The 21,458-nt window shown below is 62.1% G+C and carries 22 protein-coding genes; 9 read left to right on the forward strand and 13 right to left on the reverse strand.

Features of this window, described 5'->3' with window-relative positions; all coding sequences use genetic code 11:
- The 5 genes from ACILRC_RS04265 (at nucleotide 1) to ACILRC_RS04285 (ending at nucleotide 5,957) form a co-directional block, all read left to right on the forward strand.
- Nucleotides 1–762, forward strand: coding sequence for a spermidine synthase (locus ACILRC_RS04265; RefSeq protein ID WP_395668112.1), 762 nt, complete (start codon nucleotides 1–3; stop codon nucleotides 760–762).
- Complete coding sequence (locus ACILRC_RS04270) at nucleotides 759–2,564, forward strand: GspE/PulE family protein (RefSeq protein ID WP_395668113.1); 1,806 nt, start codon at nucleotides 759–761, stop codon at nucleotides 2,562–2,564. The genes ACILRC_RS04265 and ACILRC_RS04270 overlap by 4 nt, the downstream gene beginning before the upstream one ends.
- 98 nt (nucleotides 2,565–2,662) lie before the next feature.
- A complete protein-coding gene (locus tag ACILRC_RS04275; RefSeq protein WP_395668114.1) occupies nucleotides 2,663–3,151 on the forward strand; it encodes a tripartite tricarboxylate transporter TctB family protein in 489 nt (162 codons plus the stop codon).
- Nucleotides 3,152–3,166: 15 nt separating this feature from the next.
- On the forward strand, nucleotides 3,167–4,678 hold the full coding sequence (locus tag ACILRC_RS04280; RefSeq protein ID WP_395668115.1) for a tripartite tricarboxylate transporter permease: 1,512 nt from the start codon (nucleotides 3,167–3,169) through the stop codon (nucleotides 4,676–4,678).
- Between the two features lie 7 nt (nucleotides 4,679–4,685).
- Nucleotides 4,686–5,957, forward strand: coding sequence for a DUF3422 family protein (locus ACILRC_RS04285; protein ID WP_395668116.1), 1,272 nt, complete (start codon nucleotides 4,686–4,688; stop codon nucleotides 5,955–5,957).
- A gap of 6 nt (nucleotides 5,958–5,963) precedes the next feature.
- Here ACILRC_RS04285 and ACILRC_RS04290 read toward each other — a convergent pair whose 3' ends face one another.
- Nucleotides 5,964–6,854, reverse strand: a complete 891-nt coding sequence (locus tag ACILRC_RS04290) for an NUDIX hydrolase (protein WP_395668117.1) — start codon at nucleotides 6,852–6,854, stop codon at nucleotides 5,964–5,966.
- Between the two features lie 120 nt (nucleotides 6,855–6,974).
- Between ACILRC_RS04290 and gshA the strand changes: the two genes are divergently transcribed.
- Together gshA and ylqF are read left to right on the forward strand one after the other, a co-directional pair.
- On the forward strand, nucleotides 6,975–8,534 hold the full coding sequence (gene gshA / locus ACILRC_RS04295; protein ID WP_395668118.1) for a glutamate--cysteine ligase: 1,560 nt from the start codon (nucleotides 6,975–6,977) through the stop codon (nucleotides 8,532–8,534).
- Nucleotides 8,535–8,580: 46 nt separating this feature from the next.
- Complete coding sequence (gene ylqF, locus ACILRC_RS04300; protein WP_395668119.1) at nucleotides 8,581–9,543, forward strand: ribosome biogenesis GTPase YlqF; 963 nt, start codon at nucleotides 8,581–8,583, stop codon at nucleotides 9,541–9,543.
- Here the strand turns inward: ylqF and ACILRC_RS04305 are convergent.
- The gene (locus ACILRC_RS04305; RefSeq protein WP_395668120.1) at nucleotides 9,540–10,373 is read right to left on the reverse strand and encodes an alpha/beta fold hydrolase; all 834 of its coding nucleotides are present in this window, start codon (nucleotides 10,371–10,373) and stop codon (nucleotides 9,540–9,542) included. The two genes, ylqF and ACILRC_RS04305, sit on opposite strands and share 4 nt — an antisense overlap.
- 108 nt (nucleotides 10,374–10,481) lie before the next feature.
- On the opposite strand from ACILRC_RS04305, the gene ACILRC_RS04310 reads away from it, so the two are divergent.
- On the forward strand, nucleotides 10,482–10,922 hold the full coding sequence (locus tag ACILRC_RS04310) for a universal stress protein (RefSeq protein ID WP_395668121.1): 441 nt from the start codon (nucleotides 10,482–10,484) through the stop codon (nucleotides 10,920–10,922).
- A 69-nt stretch (nucleotides 10,923–10,991) separates the two neighbouring features.
- Here the strand turns inward: ACILRC_RS04310 and ACILRC_RS04315 are convergent, their stop codons facing one another.
- From ACILRC_RS04315 to ACILRC_RS04360, 10 genes are all read right to left on the reverse strand, one after another.
- Nucleotides 10,992–11,630, reverse strand: a complete 639-nt coding sequence (locus ACILRC_RS04315) for a glutathione S-transferase family protein (protein WP_395668122.1) — start codon at nucleotides 11,628–11,630, stop codon at nucleotides 10,992–10,994.
- 109 nt (nucleotides 11,631–11,739) lie between these two features.
- The gene (locus tag ACILRC_RS04320; RefSeq protein WP_395668123.1) at nucleotides 11,740–12,339 is read right to left on the reverse strand and encodes a thioredoxin fold domain-containing protein; all 600 of its coding nucleotides are present in this window, start codon (nucleotides 12,337–12,339) and stop codon (nucleotides 11,740–11,742) included.
- Between the two features lie 218 nt (nucleotides 12,340–12,557).
- Nucleotides 12,558–13,097 carry a DUF924 family protein gene (locus ACILRC_RS04325; RefSeq protein WP_395668124.1) on the reverse strand — a complete coding sequence of 180 codons (540 nt, stop codon included), beginning with the start codon at nucleotides 13,095–13,097 and terminating at the stop codon, nucleotides 12,558–12,560.
- 1 nt (nucleotide 13,098) lies between these two features.
- Entirely contained in the window at nucleotides 13,099–14,040 is a 942-nt protein-coding gene (locus ACILRC_RS04330; RefSeq protein WP_395668125.1) for a retron St85 family RNA-directed DNA polymerase, read from the reverse strand.
- Nucleotides 14,037–14,975, reverse strand: a complete 939-nt coding sequence (locus ACILRC_RS04335) for a retron St85 family effector protein (RefSeq protein ID WP_395668126.1) — start codon at nucleotides 14,973–14,975, stop codon at nucleotides 14,037–14,039. Before ACILRC_RS04335 ends, ACILRC_RS04330 begins: the two co-directional genes overlap by 4 nt.
- A 239-nt stretch (nucleotides 14,976–15,214) precedes the next feature.
- Nucleotides 15,215–17,059, reverse strand: coding sequence for a glutamine--tRNA ligase/YqeY domain fusion protein (locus ACILRC_RS04340; protein WP_395668127.1), 1,845 nt, complete (start codon nucleotides 17,057–17,059; stop codon nucleotides 15,215–15,217).
- A 17-nt stretch (nucleotides 17,060–17,076) separates the two neighbouring features.
- On the reverse strand, nucleotides 17,077–17,286 hold the full coding sequence (locus ACILRC_RS04345) for a hypothetical protein (RefSeq protein WP_395668128.1): 210 nt from the start codon (nucleotides 17,284–17,286) through the stop codon (nucleotides 17,077–17,079).
- 8 nt (nucleotides 17,287–17,294) lie between these two features.
- A complete protein-coding gene (locus tag ACILRC_RS04350) occupies nucleotides 17,295–17,528 on the reverse strand; it encodes a hypothetical protein (RefSeq protein ID WP_395668129.1) in 234 nt (77 codons plus the stop codon).
- 82 nt (nucleotides 17,529–17,610) lie between these two features.
- Entirely contained in the window at nucleotides 17,611–18,798 is a 1,188-nt protein-coding gene (locus ACILRC_RS04355; RefSeq protein WP_395668130.1) for a branched-chain amino acid ABC transporter substrate-binding protein, read from the reverse strand.
- A gap of 201 nt (nucleotides 18,799–18,999) precedes the next feature.
- Complete coding sequence (locus tag ACILRC_RS04360) at nucleotides 19,000–19,833, reverse strand: SDR family oxidoreductase (RefSeq protein ID WP_395668131.1); 834 nt, start codon at nucleotides 19,831–19,833, stop codon at nucleotides 19,000–19,002.
- 99 nt (nucleotides 19,834–19,932) lie between these two features.
- Here ACILRC_RS04360 and ACILRC_RS04365 point away from each other — a divergent pair, with 99 nt between their 5' ends.
- Nucleotides 19,933–20,868: an AraC family transcriptional regulator gene (locus tag ACILRC_RS04365; protein WP_395668132.1), complete on the forward strand. Its 936-nt coding sequence runs from the start codon at nucleotides 19,933–19,935 to the stop codon at nucleotides 20,866–20,868.
- Here the strand turns inward: ACILRC_RS04365 and ACILRC_RS04370 are convergent.
- On the reverse strand, nucleotides 20,865–21,452 hold the full coding sequence (locus tag ACILRC_RS04370; protein WP_395668133.1) for a hypothetical protein: 588 nt from the start codon (nucleotides 21,450–21,452) through the stop codon (nucleotides 20,865–20,867). The two genes, ACILRC_RS04365 and ACILRC_RS04370, sit on opposite strands and share 4 nt — an antisense overlap.
- Between the last annotated feature and the right edge of the window lie 6 nt (nucleotides 21,453–21,458).

The raw sequence follows: 21,458 nt of genomic DNA on the forward strand, positions 1-21,458 counted from the left end.
ATGCCAAAAACAGCCCACGCGGCCTTGCCGGAAGTCAATTTCTCAGAGGAAGGCAGCGTGCGCCATTTGCACCTGGGCAGTCCCTGGATCCAGGGCTCGATGCGGATCGACGCCCCCACCGCGCTGGTACACGAATACATCCAACGGATGATGGGCTGGTTGCTGTGGATCGACCCTGCCACTTTGGGCCAGCGCCAGGCGCTGCAACTGGGCTTGGGCGCGGGATCGCTGACCAAGTTTTGCGCCAAGGAAGTGCGCATGAAGCAGACCACCGCGATCGAACTCAACCCGCAGGTGCTGCACGCCTGCCGAGGCTGGTTCAAGCTGCCGGCCGATGGCCCACGCATGCAAGTGCTGCTGGCCGATGCCGCGCAGGAGATTCGCGCGCCGCGCTGGCAGGCGGCAGTGGACGCACTGCAAGTGGACTTGTACGACGAACACGCCGCCGCCCCGGTGCTCGACAGCGCTGCGTTCTACGCCGACTGCCGCGCGGTGCTGACGCCCGAGGGCAGCATGGCGGTTAACCTGTTTGGCCGCACCTCCAGCTTTCAAGGCAGCGTCGACAAGATGGCAGCCGCCTTTGGCGCCGACGCGCTCTGGGCCTTCCCCGCCACCCGCGAGGGCAACACCGTGGTGCTGGCGCAGCGCACACCCTCGCGCCCCAGCCGCGCGGTGCTGACCGAGCGCGCAGCGTGGATCCAGGATCGGCTGGGCCTGCCCGCTGACAAATGGGTCCGCGCACTCAAGCCGGTGCAGCCATGAAGACAGGCTTGGCGCGCGCTGATACTGCTGGTGCCTTGGCAGAGCTGGCCCGCAGTGGCGCGCCCATTGACTGGCGCTTGCTCGTTCAGTGGCTGCAGGCCGACGGGCTGATTTCGCTGGATGAAGCGCAGCGCACGGTGGCACGTTGCGCCCAGGCAGAAAGCGTACAGCACCCCTTGGTGCGCCTGGCCAGCGTGGCGATGCGCGCGCAAGCCACCCAAAAGCCGCTCGACATCGATACCCTGACCCAGTGGCTGGCCGCGCGGGTGGGCATGGACCATTTGCGCATCGACCCGCTCAAGGTGGATGTCGCCAAGATTTTTGACGCCATGGGCGCGGCCTACGCCGAGCGCCACCGCATCCTGCCGGTGGTGGTGACGCCGACCCAGATCACGGTGGCCACGGCCCAGCCTTTTGTGACCGATTGGGTCGCCGAAGTGGAGCGGCAGTCGCGCCGCAGCGTGCGCCGGGTGCTGGCCAACCCGCAAGAGATATCGCGTTTCACCGCCGAGTTCTACGCCTTGGCCAAATCGGTGCGCAACGCCAGCAAGTCCGGCGCCAACAACGGCGCAAGTTTTGAGCAACTGGTGGAGCTGGGACGCAGCAACAAGCAGCTCGATGCCAACGACCTGGGCGTGGTGCAGGTGGTGGACTGGCTCTGGCAATACGCCTTTGATCAGCGCGCCAGCGACATCCACCTGGAGCCCCGGCGCGAGCAGGGCGTGATCCGCTTTCGCATCGACGGCGTGTTGCACCCGGTCTACCAAATGCCCATGGGCGTGCTCAATGCCATGACGGCGCGCATCAAGCTGCTCGGGCGCATGGATGTGATTGAGCGCAGGCGTCCGCAAGACGGGCGCATCAAGACCCGCAACCCACGCGGCGACGAAGTCGAGATGCGCATTTCCACCTTGCCCACCGCGTTTGGCGAGAAGATGGTGATGCGGATTTTTGACCCCGACAACGCGGTCAAGGAACTCGACGCGATGGGCTTCTCGCGCCACGACGCGCAGCGCTGGGAGGCGCTGGTGCGCCGGCCGCACGGCATCGTGCTGGTGACCGGCCCCACCGGCTCGGGCAAAACCACCACGCTGTACGCCACCCTCAAGCGGGTGGCCACCGAAGAGGTCAATGTGAGCACGGTGGAAGACCCCATCGAAATGATCGAGCCCGCCTTCAACCAGACGCAGGTGCAAACCCAGCTCGACTTCGGCTTTGCCCAGGGCTTGCGCGCATTGATGCGCCAAGACCCCGACATCATCATGGTGGGCGAAATTCGCGACCAGGAGACCGCCGAGATGGCGGTGCAGGCGGCGCTCACCGGGCACTTGGTTTTTTCCACCTTGCACACCAACGATGCACCGTCTGCGGTGACCCGCCTGCTGGAGTTGGGGGTGCCCGCCTACCTGATCAACGCGACGCTGCTGGGTGTCCTGGCCCAGCGCCTGGTGCGCACCTTGTGCCCGCAGTGCCGCGTGCCCGACCCGGGTTTGGCGCGCGATGCGTTGGCAGATCGGGTCAAGCCTTGGCCGATCGAGGGCACCTTCATGCCCTACCAGCCGGTGGGTTGCGTGGACTGCCGCATGACGGGCTACTCAGGGCGCATGGGGCTGTACGAGTTGCTGGAGGTGACCGAGGGTTTCCGGGAACGCGTGGCCGCACAGCCCAGTACCGATGCGCTGCGCCGACAGGCCTTGGCCGATGGCATGCGCCCGCTGCGTTTGGCCGGCGTGCTGCGGGTGGCGCAGGGCCTGACCGTGTTGGAAGAAGTGCTGGCGTCGACGCCGCCGATGGATACCTAGACCCAGTGGCGCGGCAGCGTGCTGCGTATTGCTGCGTATTGTTGGCCCGCAGTTTGCATGCAAAATGCGCATTGGGTTTTTTACGAGGAGACACAAGAATGAATATAAAAAGTCAAAAAGACTTTTTCTCTGGGCTGATGTTCATGGTGGTGGGCGTCACTTTCGCCTGGGGCGCAAGCACCTACAACATTGGCACCGGCGCGCGCATGGGGCCGGGCTACTTTCCGTTGGTGCTGGGCATCTTGCTGGCGATCTTGGGGGCGGCCATTGTTTTTGTGTCGCTCACCAAGGGCGGCCCCGATGGCGACAAGATCGGCAAGTTCGCCTGGAAGCCGCTGTTCTTCATCATCAGCGCCAACCTCGTGTTTGGTGTTTGCATTGGCGGCCTGCCCTCGATTGGTTTGCCGCCGCTGGGTTTGGTGGTGGGCATTTACTTGCTCACCTTCATTGCCAGCAACGCTGGTGACACCTTCAAGCCCAAGGAAGCTGCGGTGCTGGCCACCATTCTTGCGCTCTTGAGTTACTTGGCCTTTGTAGTGATGCTCAAGCTGCAGTTCCCGGTCTGGCCCGCCTTCTTTAAAGCCTAAGGACCGAGACACACCATGGAACTCTTTGACAACCTCGCCCTCGGCTTTGGCGTTGCCTTCACCGCCCAGAACCTGATTTACGCCTTTGTGGGCTGCCTGCTGGGCACCCTCATTGGGGTGCTGCCCGGCATTGGCCCCCTGGCCACCATCGCCATGCTGCTGCCAGCTACCTACGCACTGCCTCCTGTGGCTGCGCTGATCATGCTGGCAGGCATTTACTACGGCGCACAGTACGGTGGCTCCACCACCGCCATTTTGGTGAACCTGCCGGGCGAATCGTCCTCGGTGGTGACCACCTTGGACGGCTACCAAATGGCCCGCAACGGGCGCGCTGGCCCGGCACTGGCGGCGGCTGGCCTCGGCTCGTTCTTCGCGGGTTGCGTGGGCACCTTGATCTTGGCGGCGTTTGCTGGGCCACTGACCGAGCTGGCCTTCAAGTTCGGCCCGGCTGAGTACTTCTCGCTGATGATTTTGGGCTTGATTGGCGCGGTGGTGCTGGCCTCGGGTTCGCTGCTCAAGGCCATTGCGATGATCGTGCTGGGCCTGCTCATGGGCATGATTGGCACCGACGTCAACTCCGGCGTGGCGCGCTTTAGCATGGATATCCCCGAGCTCACCGACGGCATCGGCTTCATCGTGATTGCCATGGGCGTGTTCGGTTACGGCGAAATCATCAGCAACCTCTCCAAGAGCGCCAGCGAGCGCGAGGTGTTTACCGCCTCGGTCACCGGGCTGCTTCCCACCAAACAGGACTTCAAGAACATGATGCCCGCTGTGCTGCGCGGCACCGCTCTGGGCTCGGCACTGGGCATCTTGCCCGGTGGCGGTGCAGTGATGGCGGCGTTTGCGGCCTACACCCTGGAGAAGAAGACCAAGTTGCGCCCTGGTGAAGTGCCCTTTGGCAAGGGCAACATCCGCGGTGTGGCAGCACCCGAGGCGGCCAACAACGCCGGCTCGCAGACCTCGTTCATCCCCTTGCTGACCTTGGGCATCCCGCCCAATGCGGTGATGGCGCTGATGGTGGGGGCGATGACCATCCACAACATCCAGCCCGGCCCGCAGGTGATGACCTCCAACCCCGAGCTGTTCTGGGGTCTGATCGCCTCGATGTGGATCGGCAACCTGATGCTGATCATCCTGAACCTGCCGCTCATTGGCATCTGGATCAAGCTCTTGAGCGTGCCCTACCGCTGGTTGTTCCCCGCCATCGTGCTGTTCTGTGCGATTGGCGTGTACTCCACCAACAACAACACATTTGACATTTGGATGGTGGCCATCTTTGGTGTGCTGGGCTACCTGTTCATCAAGCTCGGTACCGAGCCCGCGCCCTTGCTGCTGGGCTTCATTCTGGGCCCGATGATGGAAGAGTACCTGCGCCGCGCGCTCTTGCTCAGCCGGGGTGACTGGAGCGTGTTCGTGACGCGCCCTTTGTCTGCCAGCTTGCTGGTGGTGGCCTTGGCCCTGCTGGTGATCGTGCTGCTGCCTTCGGTCAAATCCAAGCGCGAAGAAGCTTTTGTGGATGACTAAGCCCGCCATGCAACACCCTTTGCGCGTCGCGCTGCACAACGAGATCCATGCCCGGCCGCCCGAGGCCATGGGTGCACCGCTGTGCATCTCGCATGTGGTGATGGTGTGCAACGCCGAGCAGCGCGCCCAAAGCCGCGCGCACATGGCGGCGCTGGCACGCGACAACCACCTGCCCGCACCCGACGCGGCTGCCACCCACACCCGGGTGGACTTCGGGCCGTACCGCGTGCGCTGGGAGTTGCACACCGAGTTCGTCACCTGGACGTTTATTCGCCCCCTGAAGTCCGACCCCTTTGGCGACCGCGAGCCTGAAACCGCCAGCGCGGTGGTGCCGCGCGACTGGATGGCCCAGCTGCCGGGCCAGTGCCTGGCCTCGGTGCACCTGTGGGCCTTGCCTGCGGGCAGCGTGGAGCCCGACACCCTGGTGCGCCAGGTGCTGTCCGACGAAACCTTGGTCGCCTCCACCGTGGCCGATGGCTTTGCCGAGGTCTACACCGACTTTGCGATTCACGCCGATGGTTTCTCGCGCATGGTGGTGCTGGCCGGTAGCCTGACACCGCGCCGCCTGGGCCGCTTGGTGCAATGCTTGCTGGAGATTGAAACCTACCGCATGGCTGCCTTGCTCGGCCTGCCAGCCGCCCGCGAGGCGTCTGCGGTGCTGGCCTCTGCCGAACTGGAACTCGCCGAGCTGGCGCAGTCGATCCGCTCGGCCAACCGCGACGACGAGCCTGCCTTGCTCGACCGCCTGACCCGGCTGGCCGGGCAGGTGGAGAGCCAGCACGCCGCCAGCCACTCGCGCTTTTCCGCCAGTGCGGCCTATTTCGAGTTGGTGGACAAACGCATTGGCGACATCGCCGAGTCCCGGCTGGCGGGCATGCAAACCATCCGCGAGTTCATGGACCGCCGCTTGACCCCGGCGCGCAGCACCTGCGAGTGGTCGAGTCGGCGGCAAGACGCCCTGTCGCAGCGCGTCTCACGCATCAGCAACCTGTTGCGCACCCGGGTGGAAATTGAGCAGCAGCAAAGTAGCCAAGCGTTGCTGGCCGCGATGAACAGCCGCCAGGGCATGCAACTCAGGATGCAGTCCACCGTGGAAGGCCTGTCGGTGGCGGCCATTACCTACTACATCGTGGGTCTGGTGAGCTATCTGGCCAAGGGTGCGCAGCACCTGGGCTGGCCACTGGGGCCGGAGGTGACTGCTGCGGCCACCATTCCGGTGGTGGTGGGGGTGGTGTGGTGGTCCATGCGCCGCCTGCACGCCAAGGTCTTCAAGGCCTGAGCGGCCTCAGGCAAACCAGGCCTCAAAACCCGCCTCCGGTTCGAACCGCCGCCCCCGTTGCACCAGCCGTGTGGGGCCGGGCAGGGCGCGCTCTGCTACGTCGTGCAAAGCGTCTCCGGGGTAGCAAAGAATGCGCTGGCCATCTTCGGCCAGCATGGCCTGGGGAAACACCCGTGCCGGAGGCCGCGTCTGGCAGTGCTGCAACACCTCGGCCACGCTGCCAAAACGCGCCAGGTGCGCCAAGGTCATGGTCTGCGGCGGGGCCATCACCATGGTTCCGCGCACATACTGCTCCAGCGCCGCGCGCGGGCGCAGCCAGATGCTCTCGGTGGTTTCGTGTGCGTCGTGGGTGGCTGACTGGCCTGCTGGCAGGGCCGCCACAAAAAAGCGGGTGTCAAAACGTTTGCTGCCCATGGAGGGCGACAGTGGTGTGATCCATCGCGAGAACGGCCGCAGGGCGCGGGTGTCCAGCCGCAGCTGGAGCCGGGCCAGTGTGGCGTTGAAGTCGTGTCCAGCGCGCAGCATCTGCATCGCTGCCAACCCTTGCTCGGCTGTCAGCGCCTGACCAAACAGCACGCCTGCTTCCTCAAACACCTCGCGCACCGCTGCCACATACAAGCCCTGCGCACGCAGCGGCTCCAAATCCGGCTCGGCCAAGCTGGTGTGCAATGCCTGCACATCGCTGTCGAGGTGCCGATGGGCGTCAAGCTGCAGGTCGCTGGCGTCGAGCTTGCCGCCGGGAAACACATAGGCGCCGCCCAGCACGTCCGAGTCCGTGTGGCGGCGTGCCAGGAACACTTCGGGGCCTTGGGGCGTCTCGCGCAGCAGCACGACGGTAGCCGAGTCACGCGGCGGGCTGTGGGGCAGGGGCGGTGCCGGTGTGGGGATGGTTTGCATGCGAATGCGGCCATTATCGACGCGGCGATTGCGGTGCCAAGGCGGCTTGGGCCGCGCCAGCGCGCCGCGCGCGCCTGTGGTACCTTCGCTGGCCCAAGAAGACGCAAAGGGCCCTACGGCATGGATACGAATTTGCAGGGCCATACCGCCCTGACCGAGCAGCAACTCGCCGGCATGCGCCGCGGCCTCGAAAAAGAAAGCCTGCGTGCCTTGCCCAACGGTGCACTGGCCATGACGCCGCACCCCGCCGCCCTGGGTTCGGCGCTCGCCCACCCCCACATCACCACCGATTTCAGCGAGTCGCAGCTTGAGCTCATCACCGGCGTGCACGCCAGCGCGCAGGCCTGCATCGACGAGCTGGTACAGGTGCAGCGCTTTACCACCCAGGTGCTGGGCGATGAAATGCTGTGGGTTTCCAGCATGCCCTGCGCCTTGCCCGAGGACGATGCGATTCCGCTGGGCCAGTACGGTAGCTCCAACGTGGGCCGCGCCAAGACGGTGTACCGCAGCGGCTTGGGCTACCGCTACGGGCGGCGCATGCAGACGATCTCGGGCATCCACTACAACTGGTCCATGCCCGGCGTGTCCAGCGAAGACTACTTCGCACTGATCCGCAACTTTCGGCGCAACGCGTTTTTGTTGCTGTACCTGTTTGGCGCGTCGCCCGCCAGCTGCAGCAGCTTTGTGGCCGGGCGCGCGCACCAGTTGCAGGCGCTCAACCCGCACACCATGTACCTGCCCCACGCCACCTCCTTGCGCATGGGGCGGCTGGGCTACCAAAGCGATGCGCAGTCCTCGCTGGCGGTGAGCTACAACAGCCTGCAGGGCTATGCCGCCTCTTTGCACGACGCACTTACCCAACCCTACCCGGCCTACGAGGCGGTGGGCGTGCGCGATGCGCAGGGCCAGTACAAGCAACTCGCCACCACGCTGCTGCAAATCGAGAACGAGTTCTACGGCACCATCCGGCCCAAGCGGGTGATTTTTCAGGGCGAGCGGCCCCTGCATGCACTGCGCGAACGCGGCGTGGAGTATGTGGAAGTGCGGCTGTTGGACCTCAACCCATTTGAGCCAGTGGGCATCAACGCGCAAACGCTGCGCTTTATCGATGTGTTCTTGCTGTACTGCCTGACCCACCCCAGCCCGCCCGACACCCCGCAAGAAATTGCCGCCATGGCGCGCAACCAGCACCGCACCGCCGAGCGCGGGCGCGAGCCGGGCTTGCTGCTGGAGCGCGCAGATGAACAAGTGCCACTCACCGCGTGGGCCGCAGAGATTCTGGCCGCCATGCAGCCACTCGCTGAGCGCTTGGACGCCATCAACGGCTCCACTGGCAGCGCAGGTTCCGATGGCAGCGCGCACGCCCACGCGGTGCAGGCTGCGCGCCAAGCGCTGGAGCAGCCCCACACCTTGCCCTCGGCGCGGGTCTTGCAGTCCATGACCGAAGACCACGCCGGGAGCTTTTTGGCCTGCATGCGCGCGCACTCCGAGGCCACCCAGGCCGCCATGCTCTCCGAGCCCCTGCCACCGGCTGTACTGCAGTCCATGCAAGCGCAAAGCGCCGAGTCGCTTGCGGCGCAGCACCGCATCGAGGCGGCCGACACCATGCCCTTCGATGTGTACTTGCAAGCCTACCTGTCGCCCAAGCGTTTGCTGGCCAGCGCGGCGGCACCGGCGTAGCGCGCACCGCCAGGGCGCAGCGCAACACACTCCCCAAGGCACAGGCATGGCGATTCAGTGGTTTCCGGGTCATATGCACTTGACCCGCAAGGCGATTGAGGACCGCATCAAAGAGATTGATGTGGTCATCGAGCTGCTCGACGCACGCCTGCCCGGTTCCAGTGCCAACCCGATGTTGGCCCAGCTCACCGGCCACAAACCGGCGCTCAAGGTGCTCAACAAGCAAGACCTGGCCGACCCCGAGCGCACCGCCCTGTGGTTGGACCACTACAACGCGCTGCCCGGTGTGCGCGCCTTGGCGCTGGACGCCAGCACAGTAGCTCCTGCGCGCGCGCTGGTGGCGGCCTGCCATGCGCTGGCGCCCTTGCGCGGCGGCATGGCCAAGCCGATGCGGGTGCTGATTTGCGGCATTCCCAACGTGGGCAAGTCCACCCTCATCAACACCCTCAAAGGCAAGCGCGCCGCCAAGACCGGCGACGAGGCCGGTGTGACCAAGGCGGAGCAGCGCATTGCGATTGCCGACGACTTTTACCTCTACGACACACCGGGCGTGCTGTGGCCGCGCATCATCGTGGCCCAAAGCGGCTACCACCTGGCCGCCAGTGGTGCCGTGGGGCGCAATGCGTACAACGACGAAGAGGTGGCGCTGGAGTTGCTCGACACGCTGCGCAGCCACTACCCGCAATCGCTACAAGTGCGCTACAAGCTGGGCGACATCGCCGCGCTGCGCAGTGAACAGTTGCTGGAGGCGGTGGGCCGCAAGCGCGGCGCGCTGCAGTCCGGCGGCACGGTAGACACCAACAAGGCCGCAGAGATATTGATCCACGACTTTCGCAGCGCCGCGCTGGGCCGCATCACGCTGGAGACGCCGCAGGAGTTTGCCCAGTGGCTGGCACAAGGGCAGCAGCGCGATGCAGAGCGCCAGGCCAAAAAAGACGCGATGGAGCAAGCGCGCTTGGTGCGCCTGAAAAAAATTCCCCGGCCCGATCCGCCGGTGCCCGCAAGCTAAGTTGCAGCGCGTATCGACGCGTCCAGCCACTGCGCCACGCAGTCGGCAAACGCCTGCGGTTGCTCCACCATCACCCAGTGGCCGGTGGCAAAGGGTGCGACCTTGCAGCCCTCGCGTTGGGCCAAGGATTCAAGCCACTGTGGTGAGTGAAACATGTAGGGCTTGCGCTGGCCGTAGATGAACAGCACCGGGCAGGCCGGCTTGACCCGAATGCAACCGCGCAGGCCACCGTGCAGCTTCATCCACAGCATGGCGTACGGAAAATTTTTCTGCCATTGCAGGTCCTCTGGCGGCGTGGGGCAGCCCAGTTTGCGCGCCATGAAGCGCGTCAGCGCATTGCCTGCGCCGCTGCCAAGGTAAGCACCGGCATACCAGGCGCAGGCAAGCCAGTATTGGTACTTGAAGATGGCCCACTTGGCGCCGGGCGTGAGCGAGCGCATGTAGGCGCCGGTGTTGTGGTCGCCAATGTCCACCGCCGCGATGCGCGCCACCTTGTGCGGATGCCGCGCAGCGTACTCGTAGCCAAAGGTGCAGCCCCAGTCGTGTATCAGCAATGTCACTGGCGCATGGGGGCTGACCGCCTCCACCACCGCGGCAATGCGCGCCGTCATGTCCGCCAAGGACAGGCCGCGTTCGGGCGGTGTGCCGTCAAAGCCCGGCAAAGAAAACCGCACGCAGCGCCAGCGATCTTGCAGCTGTGCCACGGTGCTGTCCCACAGCCGGTAACTGTCGGGCCAGCCGTGCAGCATGACGATGGTGTGTTCGCCATGGCCGTCGATGTGGACCTCGATGCCGTCCACGGTTTGGGTGCTGGTGCTGGTGGTGTACATACGGCTCCTGGTGTGCGGGTTGCAGGAATGTTTTGATGCACATCAAGCCCACACGGGGCAGAAGGCGCATCATGGAACGGTGTTCATCCACTCCGTGAGAAATAAACCATGTTCAAAAGCATTTTGTTGGCAACCGATGGTTCGGCCGCTTCCACCAACGCGGCCCGCATGGCAGTTGACTTGGCCCGCGTCCATGGCGCCAAGCTTACCGCGGTCTATGTGTCCGACCCGTACCCGTATTTGGGTGTGGGCGAGGTCAACCCCATGGGCTACCAAGCCTACAGCGCAGCCGCGCAGCAACTGGCTGCTCAGGCGCATGCGCAAGTCGAGGTCATGTGCAAGTCGGGCGGAGCGGCAGTTCCGCTGGCAGTGCAGTTGGTAGAAGACGTGGGCGCGGCTGCGGGCATTGTGCAAACCGCCCAGGGCGTGGGTGCCGATGTGATCGTGCTGGGATCGCACGGCCGCTCGGGCATTGCGCGGCTCATGCTAGGCAGCGTGGCAGCGCGGGTGGTGGCCGAGTCGCCGATTCCGGTGCTGGTCTGCCGCTAAGCAGCGCGAGGCGCTGGCTGCGCTAGGCACGGGTGGCGTGGCTTGCTTACGCGCCAGCCACCCTAGCGCCTAGACGCTGCCGGAAGCCTTGCGGTCGGCAACCACTTTTTGCGCCGAGGGGCGCTCGCCAATGCGTTTGATGTAGGGCTTGTAGTCGATGCCCGCAGCGCTGAGCATGTCTTCGCCGTACACCGCGCGGGTGGCCATGCCCACCAGTGGCAGGTTGTTGAAGGCCACCACATCGGCCATGGAGAACTCGTCACCGGTGGCGTAGGGCGATAGCTTCAACAGGTGCTTGACCCCTGCGATGTTGCGCTGCAGTGTTTTTTGAACGCGGGCCTTGGTGTCGTCGCTGACGGTGCCACCAAAAAACGCTTGGCCATACAGCTCGCGCGCCACCAGCTCCAGGTGCAAGTCGATGTACATCATCAACTCGCGCACCTTGCCCGCTGCAAAGGCGTCGCTGGGAAACAGCGCGGGTTGCGGGTAGGCCGCCTCCACGTACTCCAGAATCGCCTGGCTCTCGCACATGCCACCCTGCGCGGTCTTGATAAACGGAACCTTGCCCAGCGGCGAGATCGCCAGCACCGCCGGGTCGCTGCTGCGCGGTTTGACCATCTCTTCGGTGAACGGCGCGCCCTTTTCGAGCAGCGCCATCTTGACGACGTTGTAGTAATTGGAGAGGGCGAAGCCGCAAAGAGTAATCATGGAAGTGCCTTGGGTTGAAAGGTTGGTAGGGGTTGGGTGGGGGGTAGGGGCTTGGGGAGAGCGCTTGGGTTGGTGCGTCGCGTTGGCGTTGCTGTTTATAGCGCTGCGTTTAGTTGATACCCAAGAACTTGCCAAGCGCTTCGGTGTCCAGCGCGCCGGTGTTGCTCACCACCTGGCCGGTCACTTGGTTCTTGGCGATGATGTGCGGCACCGATGCCACGCCCAGGCGGTTGAGCAGCTGGGTGTTGTTCTTGATCGCGCTTGCCAGCTCGGGTGCCACGCTGCTCGATGCCGCCATGCCGCCCGCACCTGCGAGGATGGACGCCTCGTGCGCATTCATGGCTTCTACCGGGTCGGTGGCGGACATCAAGGCGGCGCCCTGGGGCTCGCTCTTGGCGTTGATGAAGGCCACCGGCAACCACACAAACTTGACTTTGTTGTGCAGCGGCAAGGCCTGCTGCCACAGATGACCGCAGTGTGGGCACTGCGGATCGAAGAGCACGTACACGGTGTTGGCCGCCATCATCGAGCCGACGGTAAAGCCCCGCCCTTCTTTGGCCACGGCGTCCAGCGATTGGTCGGCTGGGATGCTGGCCACGGTTTCTTTTTGCGGGGTGTCTTTGGGCGAGCAGGCAACCAGGGTCAGCGCACTTGCAACACAGGCAGCCAGGGCGAGGCCGCGCAGAGCGGAGGGGAGGTGGTTCTTCACGGGCAGCTTTCCATCAGGGTGAAAAATGAAAAGTGCATAGCGTAGCTGCAAAACCGCCCCCCTCAGACCCCGCCGCCGGTAAAGCCCCGCAGTTGATGATTTCGCGGGCACCCCAGCGCAGCCCAATGCTGGCGCGGATTTGCGGGCTTGTGAACATGGTTATCCACAAAGTGGCCCACAGGCCGCGTGGGTAAGTTTGGCGCGCGGCCAGCGTGTACTTAGAACGACGACCCAGGCTCGCTCAAAAACGCCAGCTCTGCTGGCGTGGACGCGCGGCCCAGCGGGGCGTTGCGGTGGGGGTAGCGGCCAAAGCGGTCGATGATTTCCTTGTGGCGCAGCTCAAAGCGCAGGGTGTCTTCCATGCCGGCTTGCGAAAACAGCGCCACCGCCTGCGCATGCACCAGCGCGGACTCGCTGTGCATGTAGGGCATGTAGGCAAAGCTGCGCTGCGCCAGGGGCAGGCTGCGGTCTTGTCCGCTGGCCACCAACTCTTGCGCCAGCACCAGCGCCAAGGCGTCTTGCGCAAAGGCGCGCGGCGTGTCGCGGTACACGTTGCGCGAGAACTGGTCCAACACCAGCACCTCCGCCAAGCGCCCCTCGGGCGTGGCGCGCCAAGCAAACAACTCACACCGTGCCGCAGACTCCAGCGTGGCACCGAAGCGGGAGCGGATGGCTTCGTCCAAGGCGGCGTCTTTGGCGTAGTGCTGCTCGGGGGTTAGCTCGGTGAACCAGAAGTGAAGGATGGGTTGGTGGTGCATATCAATCCTTCAAACTTCGAAACGGAAGCTCTAACTTGGCAAACAGTTCATTCCCTTGCTTATTAGCTAAAGACAAAACAAATTCAGGCTCGATTGACCATGCATATGCCAGCAGGCCACGAAGATGGGCAACATTTTCCCCATTTAGATAGCCCTTGCCATAGAGGTACAGCTTGGCGCGAATATCCCGCTTTCGTTCTCGTCCTAGCGAGACTTTTTGATTCGGCGTGATTGTCAACCCAACGAGCGACCGGCGATATCTCTTGGATACATTCACCGTCTTCTTATCGTTAATGGCGAGTTTTGGGGACTGAATCGATGAGGTAAGCCTATGTACCTCTGCCTCAACCTCCTTGAGCGTATCTTTACGCATTGTTGAAAATGCGAGGTCATCGGCATACCGACTGTACGTGACTTCTCGTTCCCGACAATAGGAACTGATGCATGTATCAAACTCAAACATCATGGAGTTTGATATGGCTGGAGACGAAGGGGCCCCAATAGACAAACCAAAACTACGGTCTAACTTATTCCGCCACGCAACGATATTTACAAAAATATCCAAATCATCTTCCTCAAGATTTGAATTGCGCTTTGCGTGTTGCCTAATGTCGGCCGCAGTAATGGATGGAAAGAAATTTTTAAAGTCGAGTTTTAGAAGGTATTTCGATTTGACATGGTGGCGAGCATGATCGGCTATTGATTGGTCCGCTACATAAGCGGTAGCAGCCTCATGCACCGGCCATTTTTCAATTAACTCTGCATGCAGAATGCGCTGCAAAAGTTTTACCTCTGGCGCGGGCTGAGCAATGGTCCGAACTGACTTTCCATCTCTTTTCGGTATTTGGTAAACCTTGTATCTGCGAGACGCAGTCGCAATGATTGTTAAAAGCTCTTCTCTTTCGAATGGCACCTCCCGCAGGAGCAATTGGAGCAACTTCATAGGTCGGCTCCCTTCGGGAAAAACTTCTGGAATACTTTTTCTCGGTCAGTGGAGATTCGATTCGTCAGTACTTTGACTTGCAATCGAGCGCGATTGAATTTTTCATTAGGTGATATACCTTTGAAATCCAAATACCTTGTTCCCCGCGTTGCTGGCGCGTAATAGTCGATTCCACCGTACCTGCGCTTCCTAATCAGTTCTGATTTTTCTAACGTGAAGAGAATCTGCAAAATTCGATGTTCGTTGGCGCTGACCTGAAAGTGTTCAAAAAGCAGTTTGATATCTGTAAACGTAACAACTTCGATAAGAGCAATAAGATCAAGGGCAAGGGCGAATTGATGTTGCTTGTCCTCCGGCGTAAACGTCCGCTTGGTCTTGTTTCTCGCTTTCTTCTTCAAAACGGCAGCATTGATGACATTGATATCGTTCAATATCTCCGTTTCGTCTCTGGCTGGCACTACGCACACGCTATCCGTATCTTTCTTCTCCAGTTGGCGAAGTGGGCCAAGGCTAATGAAAGACTTGATTGGATGGCGATCCCCAAGTACTACGATAACTAAGCGATCCTTTAAGGACTCGATTTGGGAGAACGCGCCCAATTCGGCAATTGATCCAAAGGCCTCTAGGAATACCACAATCGCAGCGGTCAAGTACCCTAGATCGGCCTCAAAGAGCAGTAAATCGCTATAGGTGTTGAAGTTGCTCCAATCCTCATAGCTTTCTGGCATGAGAACTTTAGATCTGTCACCGGGCAAATTTGTCGTAAGCCACTGGACATACGCATCACGGCAACTCTTTGGTGAAGACCCGGCTGCGATCTCGCTTGGGCTTGATAGCGGGCCACCGAAAATTGCCACAAGATCGGGCAAGGCGTCAACGGTTCCACCATCTGGGGATATGACTGACTTTACGAGTTCGACTTCGCTTTGGGCCATAGAAAAAGAGCTCAGATACCCTGATTACAGGCACGAAACCGGACCTGCGGCCACTCGTGACAGACTTGGCGCGATTGGCCGCAGGGCCGGTTTCGTGCCGTCGAAGTCACTCAATTCATTTCCGTCTGGCAAATCGCCCGACGATGGCTAGTTACCTTCACCACAAACGCGTAGCTGAGCAAATGCATTATGCCGTGCAATAGATGCCTATCTGATACCTTTCTTGTGGATGCCACAAGTTACTTCCCCCAACTATCCTTCAACCCCACCGCCAGGTTAAACACCGGCTTGCCCCCCGTCACATGGTCCACCCGATCCGCCACAAAGTATCCATGCCGCTCAAACTGAAACTTCTGGTCCGGCAGCGCATTCGCCAGTGACGGTTCCACCAACGCGGTGACCACCTTCAGGCTGTTCGGGTTCAGGCTCTCGATGAAGTCTTTGCCGCCCGCGTCCGGGTGGGCGTCGTTGAACAGGCGGTCGTACATGCGGACTTCGGCGCGCACGCCGTCGGCCACGCCGACCCAGGTGATGGCGGCTTTGACCTTCACGGTTTCGCTGCCGGGGGTGCCGCTTTTGGTGTCGGGCACCACGGTGGCCAGCACTTGGGTGATGGTGCCGCTGGCGTCTTGGGTGGCGCCGGTGCATTCGATCACATAGCCGCCTTTCAGGCGCACTTTGTTGCCGGGGTAGAGGCGCTTGTAGCCCTTGGGCGGCGCTTCTTCGTAGTCTTCGCGCTCAATCCACACTTCTTTACCGATGGTGAAGTGGCGCGCAGGCGCCTCAGTGCCTTCGGGCGGGTGTGGCAGGGCGGGCAGGCTGCAGGGCTCCAGGTAGCTGGCGCCGCCTTGGGCTGCAAACACTTCGTCCCAGTTGGTCAGCACCAGCTTGACCGGGTTGAGCACGGCCATGCCGCGGTGGGCGGTGTTTTCCAGGTCTTCGCGCAAGCAGCCTTCCAGGGTGCTGTAGTCGATCCAGCTGTCGCTCTTGGTCACGCCAATGCGCTCGGCAAACAGTTGCAGGCTGCTCGGGGTGTAGCCGCGCCGGCGCAGGCCGACGATGGTGGGCATGCGCGGGTCGTCCCAGCCAGACACTTTTCGGTCGTACACCAGCTGGGCGAGCTTGCGTTTGCTGGTGATGACGTAGGTGAGGTTGAGCCGCGCAAACTCGTACTGCCGGGGCGGGGGAGCGGACAGCAGGCCGCCCACCACGCGGCCATCGGGCAGTGCGGTGGTTTCGGTCAGGCGCTCTAGCAGCCAGTCGTAAAACGGGCGCTGGTCTTCAAACTCCAGGGTGCAGATGCTGTGGGTGATTTGCTCCAGCGCGTCTTCAATCGGGTGGGCGAAGGTGTACATCGGGTAGATGCACCAGGTGTCGCCGGTGTTGTGGTGGGTGGCGCGGCGGATGCGGTAGATGGCCGGGTCGCGCATGTTGATGTTGGGGCTGGCCATGTCGATCTTGGCGCGCAGCACCATGGAGCCGTCCTCGTGCAGGCCGTCGCGCATTTCGCGAAACCGCGCCAGGTTCTCGGCGGCTGTGCGGCTGCGAAACGGGCTGTCCACGCCGGGCTTGCCAAAGTCGCCGCGGTTGGCGCGCATTTGCTCGGCGGTTTGCTCGTCCACGTAGGCGTGGCCGGCCTCAATCAGCGTTTCGGCAGCGCGGTACATGAAGCCAAAGTAATCGCTGGCCTGGTAGGGCGCGGTGTTGCCGGGCTGGCTCCAGTCAAAGCCCAGCCAGCGCACCGCGTCGATGATGGAGTTGACGTACTCGGTGTCTTCTTTTTCGGGGTTGGTGTCGTCAAAGCGCAGGTGGCACACGCCGCCGTAATCACGCGCTAGACCGAAGTTGATGCAAATGCTTTTGGCGTGGCCGACGTGCAGGTAGCCGTTGGGTTCGGGCGGAAAGCGGGTGCGGATTTTGGCGGTATCGGGCGGCGCGGCGGCATGGTGCGCCGCATCGCCCGGGCTGCCGGCCCAGCGGCGGCTGGCGTAGGTGCCAACGGACAGATCGTGCTCGATGATCTGGCGCAAAAAGTTGCTGGGTTTGGTGGCTCCTGGGGTGCTGTCGGGTGGGGGCGTGCTCATGCGTGCGATTCTAGACGTCACATCTTCCACAAATGGACCAGCCGCTCGAGTGCAAACGCACCCAAAACCGAGTTGCCTTTGGCATCAAGTTCGGGCGCCCACACCGCCACCGCCATGCCAAACTGGCGCGGCGGCACTTGGCCCAGAGCGGGTATGTAATCGGCCACACGGCCGGTGCCGTAAAGAGGTTGAACGTCGGCGTAAATCTGGTCGAGGATGTTTTGCATGCAGCGGGTTAGGGGAGCAACTCCCAACCCTGGGACGCCATGCAACCTTTGAGTTGGCTGCGGGCTTCCACCAGACGCTCGCACATTTCAAAGTCGCGTGCCATGACCTGCGAGCCTCTGTCGCCACGCATGTCTTTCCAAGGCAACTCTGCGTAAGCTTGGGGAATTTGGGCGCAACCCGCCAGCAACAAGACGGTTCCTAAAGTTGCGGCTACGGCCCGGCAGTTGTGATGTTGAACCATGGGTAGGGACGAAAAAAAAGGGGCCCTCGCTAGAGAGCCCCAATCGTTAACACTCACACTATCGAATCACAAAGGAAGAACCTTAGCGAATGACGGCCAGGGTTTCCAATTTGCCAGCGCGCACAGTCTTGAGCGTCAGGGCACCGTTCTTGATGTCGCCCTTTTCGTCAAAGCTGATGGGGCCAGTCACGCCCTTGTAGTCGGCGGTAGCGGCCAACACGGGCAGGTACTTCGCTGGGTCAGAGGAATTGGCCTTGACCATGGCAGCAACCATCAACTTCACAGAGTCATACACATAGGGTGCGTAGACCTGCACTTCAGCGCCGAACTTGGTCTTGAACTTGTTGCGGAAGTCTTCCATGCCAGCCTTGGCTTCACCTTCCACGCCACCGGCTTCTGCACAGAACACTTGGTCGTCAGCAATTGCATCACCGCCGAGCTTGACCAGTTCGGTGGAGCAGATGCCGTCGCCGCCCATGAACTTGGCCTTGATGCCCAAGGACTTCATTTGCTTGAGCATGGGGCCAGCAACAGCGTCCATACCGCCGAAGAACACGACGTCAGGCTTCTTGCCCTTGATGGTGGTGAGGATGGAGTTGAAATCGGTGGCCTTGTCGGTGGTGAACTCTTTGGCTACCACTTTGCCGCCAGCGGCTTCGACGGCTTTGGTGAACTCTTCAGCCACGCCTTGGCCGTAAGCGGTACGGTCATCGATCACCGCAATGGACTTGCCCTTGAGGGTTGTCACAGCGTACTTGCCCAGGGTGCCGCCCAGTTGGGTGTCGTCAGCCACCACGCGGAAGGTGGTCTTGAAACCTTGGCGGGTGTACTTGGGGTTGGTAGCCGAGGGGGAAATCTGGGGGATACCAGCTGCGCTGTAGATGGCAGAGGCGGGGATGGAAGTACCGGAATTCAAGTGACCGATCACACCAGCAACCTTGGCATCAGCGAGCTTTTGAGCCACTGCGGTGCCTTGCTTGGGATCGGCTGCGTCGTCTTCAGCAACCAGCTCAAAGGTGACCTTCTTGCCGTCGATCATCACGCCTTCGGCGTTCAGTTCTTCGATGGCCATACGGGCGCCGTTTTCGTTGTCTTTACCAAGGTGGGCGATGGCGCCGCTGATGGGGCCAACGTGACCGATCTTCACAACATTAGCCGGAGCCGCCGCTGGCGCGGCTGCCGGTGCAGCTGCTTCTTCTTTCTTTCCGCATGCCACCAGCAAGGTTGCAGCAGCCAATACCGTCATCGCGCTTTTCACTCGAAATTGCATAAAAACTCCATGAATTGATAGATTGCTGTGAATATATTTTCCACGCCCCCTACGTTAACCGACTTTTCTTGCCCTGTACATGGGACATCTGCTAGGCGATTTGGGCCTAGAAAAGGTCGCAGAAGCGCTTTTTCCGAGGTGATTAAAGCAAACGGTATGCCACCGCCAGTCCGACCGGGCGACGCCCGGCCGGACTGTGGCTTAGGCCCAGCTCGCCTTGTAGTCCTTTGCGTACTGCGCCAAGGTGCGCGGTGCCTGGCCGGTGATCTCGCGCACATGGTCGGTGGTGCGCTCGGCATACCCGGCCTTGAAGTAGCCCAAGATCACCAGCAAGAACTCGGCGTAGTCCTGGGGCAGGCCCGCCTCTTTCAATGCAGTCAACATGGCCTCTGGCGGGATATCGGTGAAGCCGATGGGCTTGCCGCTGGCCTGCGTGAGGATGGCGGCTACCTCGTTGTGGTCCAGCGCCAGTGGGCCGGTGAGGTCGAAGTCCCGGTTGGCAAAGGTGTCGCTGGTGAGCAGCCGGGCGGCCACCGCCGCGATGTCGCGGGCGTCGATGAAGCTGCCCTTGGCAGCGCCCACCGGCAAAAAAATCTGGCCCGCTGAACGTATGCCTTGCAACCAAAAGGTGTTGAAGTTTTGCATGAACCAGTTGGGCCGAATGATGTTGTAGGCCAGGCCAGAGGCCTCCAGGCGGCGCTCGGCTTTGCGCAGCGGCGCGTTGTCGTCCGCGTTGGCGCCCATGGCCGACATCAGCACCACCTTCTTCAGGCCGCGCGCCTTGGCTTCGTCGACCAAGGGGGCCAACAGCACGTCCTGGTTGGTGTGCCCGGGTGGGGCCAGAAAGAACGCCCGGTCCACACCGTTGAACGCGGTGCTCAGACCCCCATGGTTGAGCAAATCGAGCTGAACCTGGTCTGGGGCAGTGGGCGCTCGGCTGGTCGCCTTGACCACGGTTTCGCCCTGGGCAGCCAGAAGGCGGGAGAGTTCAGAACCGACGGTGCCACTGGCACCAAGAACAAAAATACGCGGCATGGATAGCTCCTGTGATGAGATTGCAGAGGCGTGCATGTTGCCAAGGTCAATCCGTATCAGGAATGGACAAAAATTCATTTTTCATGTTCAATCGTCCGCATGGACTTGCTTTCAAACATTCTTCAAGACGCGGGAATGCGCCGCCGTGTGCTGGGTTTGCGCACCATTGCGGACGATGTGGCGCTGCGTTTTCCCTGCGACAAAAGCATCGGTCTGCATGTGGTGATGCAAGGCCCGGTGCATGTGCATGCGCCCACGCTGGCGCAGCCGCTGGCCCTGGCCACCGGTGACGTGGCCTTCATGGCGCGGGGCTGCGACCACGCGCTCAGCGTGGGCCCCAGCTTGGAGGGCCTCAGGCCAGAGACGATCACGCAGGAGTCCGCGTCGGCAAAGGCAGGGAACAGCAGCACCGTGGTGGGTGGTGCCTACCAGCTCTGGAACACGCCCTTGCACCCGCTTTTTTCCGAGTTGCCGGCGTGGACGGTGTTGCGGGCCGAGACCCGGCCCCGCTTTGGTCCGTTGGCCTTGGCTGCTGGTTTGATGGAGCAAGAGATTCTGGCCGACACCCCTGGCAGCGACACCATCGTGCAGGCGCTGCTGGATGCGGTGTTCACCTACGCGCTGCGGGAGGTGGTTGCACAGCGCGGCCAGGTCGGCCAAAGCTGGAGCCACGCGGTGCGCGACCCGCAGGTGCTGCGCGCACTGACATTGATGCACGAGCGCAGCGCGCACCCGTGGACCTTGGACGAGTTGGCCCAGCACGCCGGCCTGTCGCGCACCGCGCTGGCCGAGCGCTTTAGAGACGCCATGGGCGACACCCCACTCAACCACCTGCGCGTGCTGCGCATGCAGCGCGCCATGCGCTTGCTCGCAGAGACGCAGCAGCGGCTGGAGGCGGTGGCAGCCGAGGTGGGCTACGGGGATGCGTTCAGCTTCTCCAAGGTCTTCAAGCGCACGGTGGGCGTGTCGCCCAAGGCCTTTCGTTTGCAGGATACCGCCAGCAAGGGGCACCCCTGGCGCATGGGCGCCGCCTAGTCCAACAAGGTGTCGGTGAAGGCGTTGATGGCCGCGACGTCCGGCGGTAGTGCGGTGTAGTGCAAGCCCTCGCGCACCAACGTTGCGCGCAGCCCGCGGTCGATTTGCTTGGCCTGCTCTTCATCTTGAAAGCGGCCGGTGTGCACGTACTTTTTGTCGCCACGTTCGACAAACACATTGACGTTGTTGTGTTGGCGGTACCACTGCAAGATTTGCTGCCGGGTCTTGCCGATGTCGCAGATGTTGTCTTCGTAGTGCTCGTTATAAAACAGGATTTGAGGCAAGGAGCATTCGGTGATCAGGAATTGCACCTGGCCGTCGAGCAGGTTGAGCATCTCAAACTGTCGCTGTGCAATGAAGTACTGATTCTTGAGCACCTCATAGTTTTGCTGCCAGACCAGCGACTTGGCGTAATCCGGGATGGTCTCGGCGGTTTTGTGGCGTAGGTTGAGGTGCAAGACGATGGCCGCAGAGAACAGCGATTTGTCGCAGCCCGGCCCGCCAATGATGTTGATGACCTTGGTGGGGTAAAGCCGCATCTTGGACTCGGGCAGCACGTTGACGCTGGTGTAGCGGAGGGTCATATGTCG

This window comes from Rhodoferax sp., from assembly GCF_044236835.1.
Classification (GTDB): Bacteria; Pseudomonadota; Gammaproteobacteria; order Burkholderiales; family Burkholderiaceae_C; genus Allorhodoferax.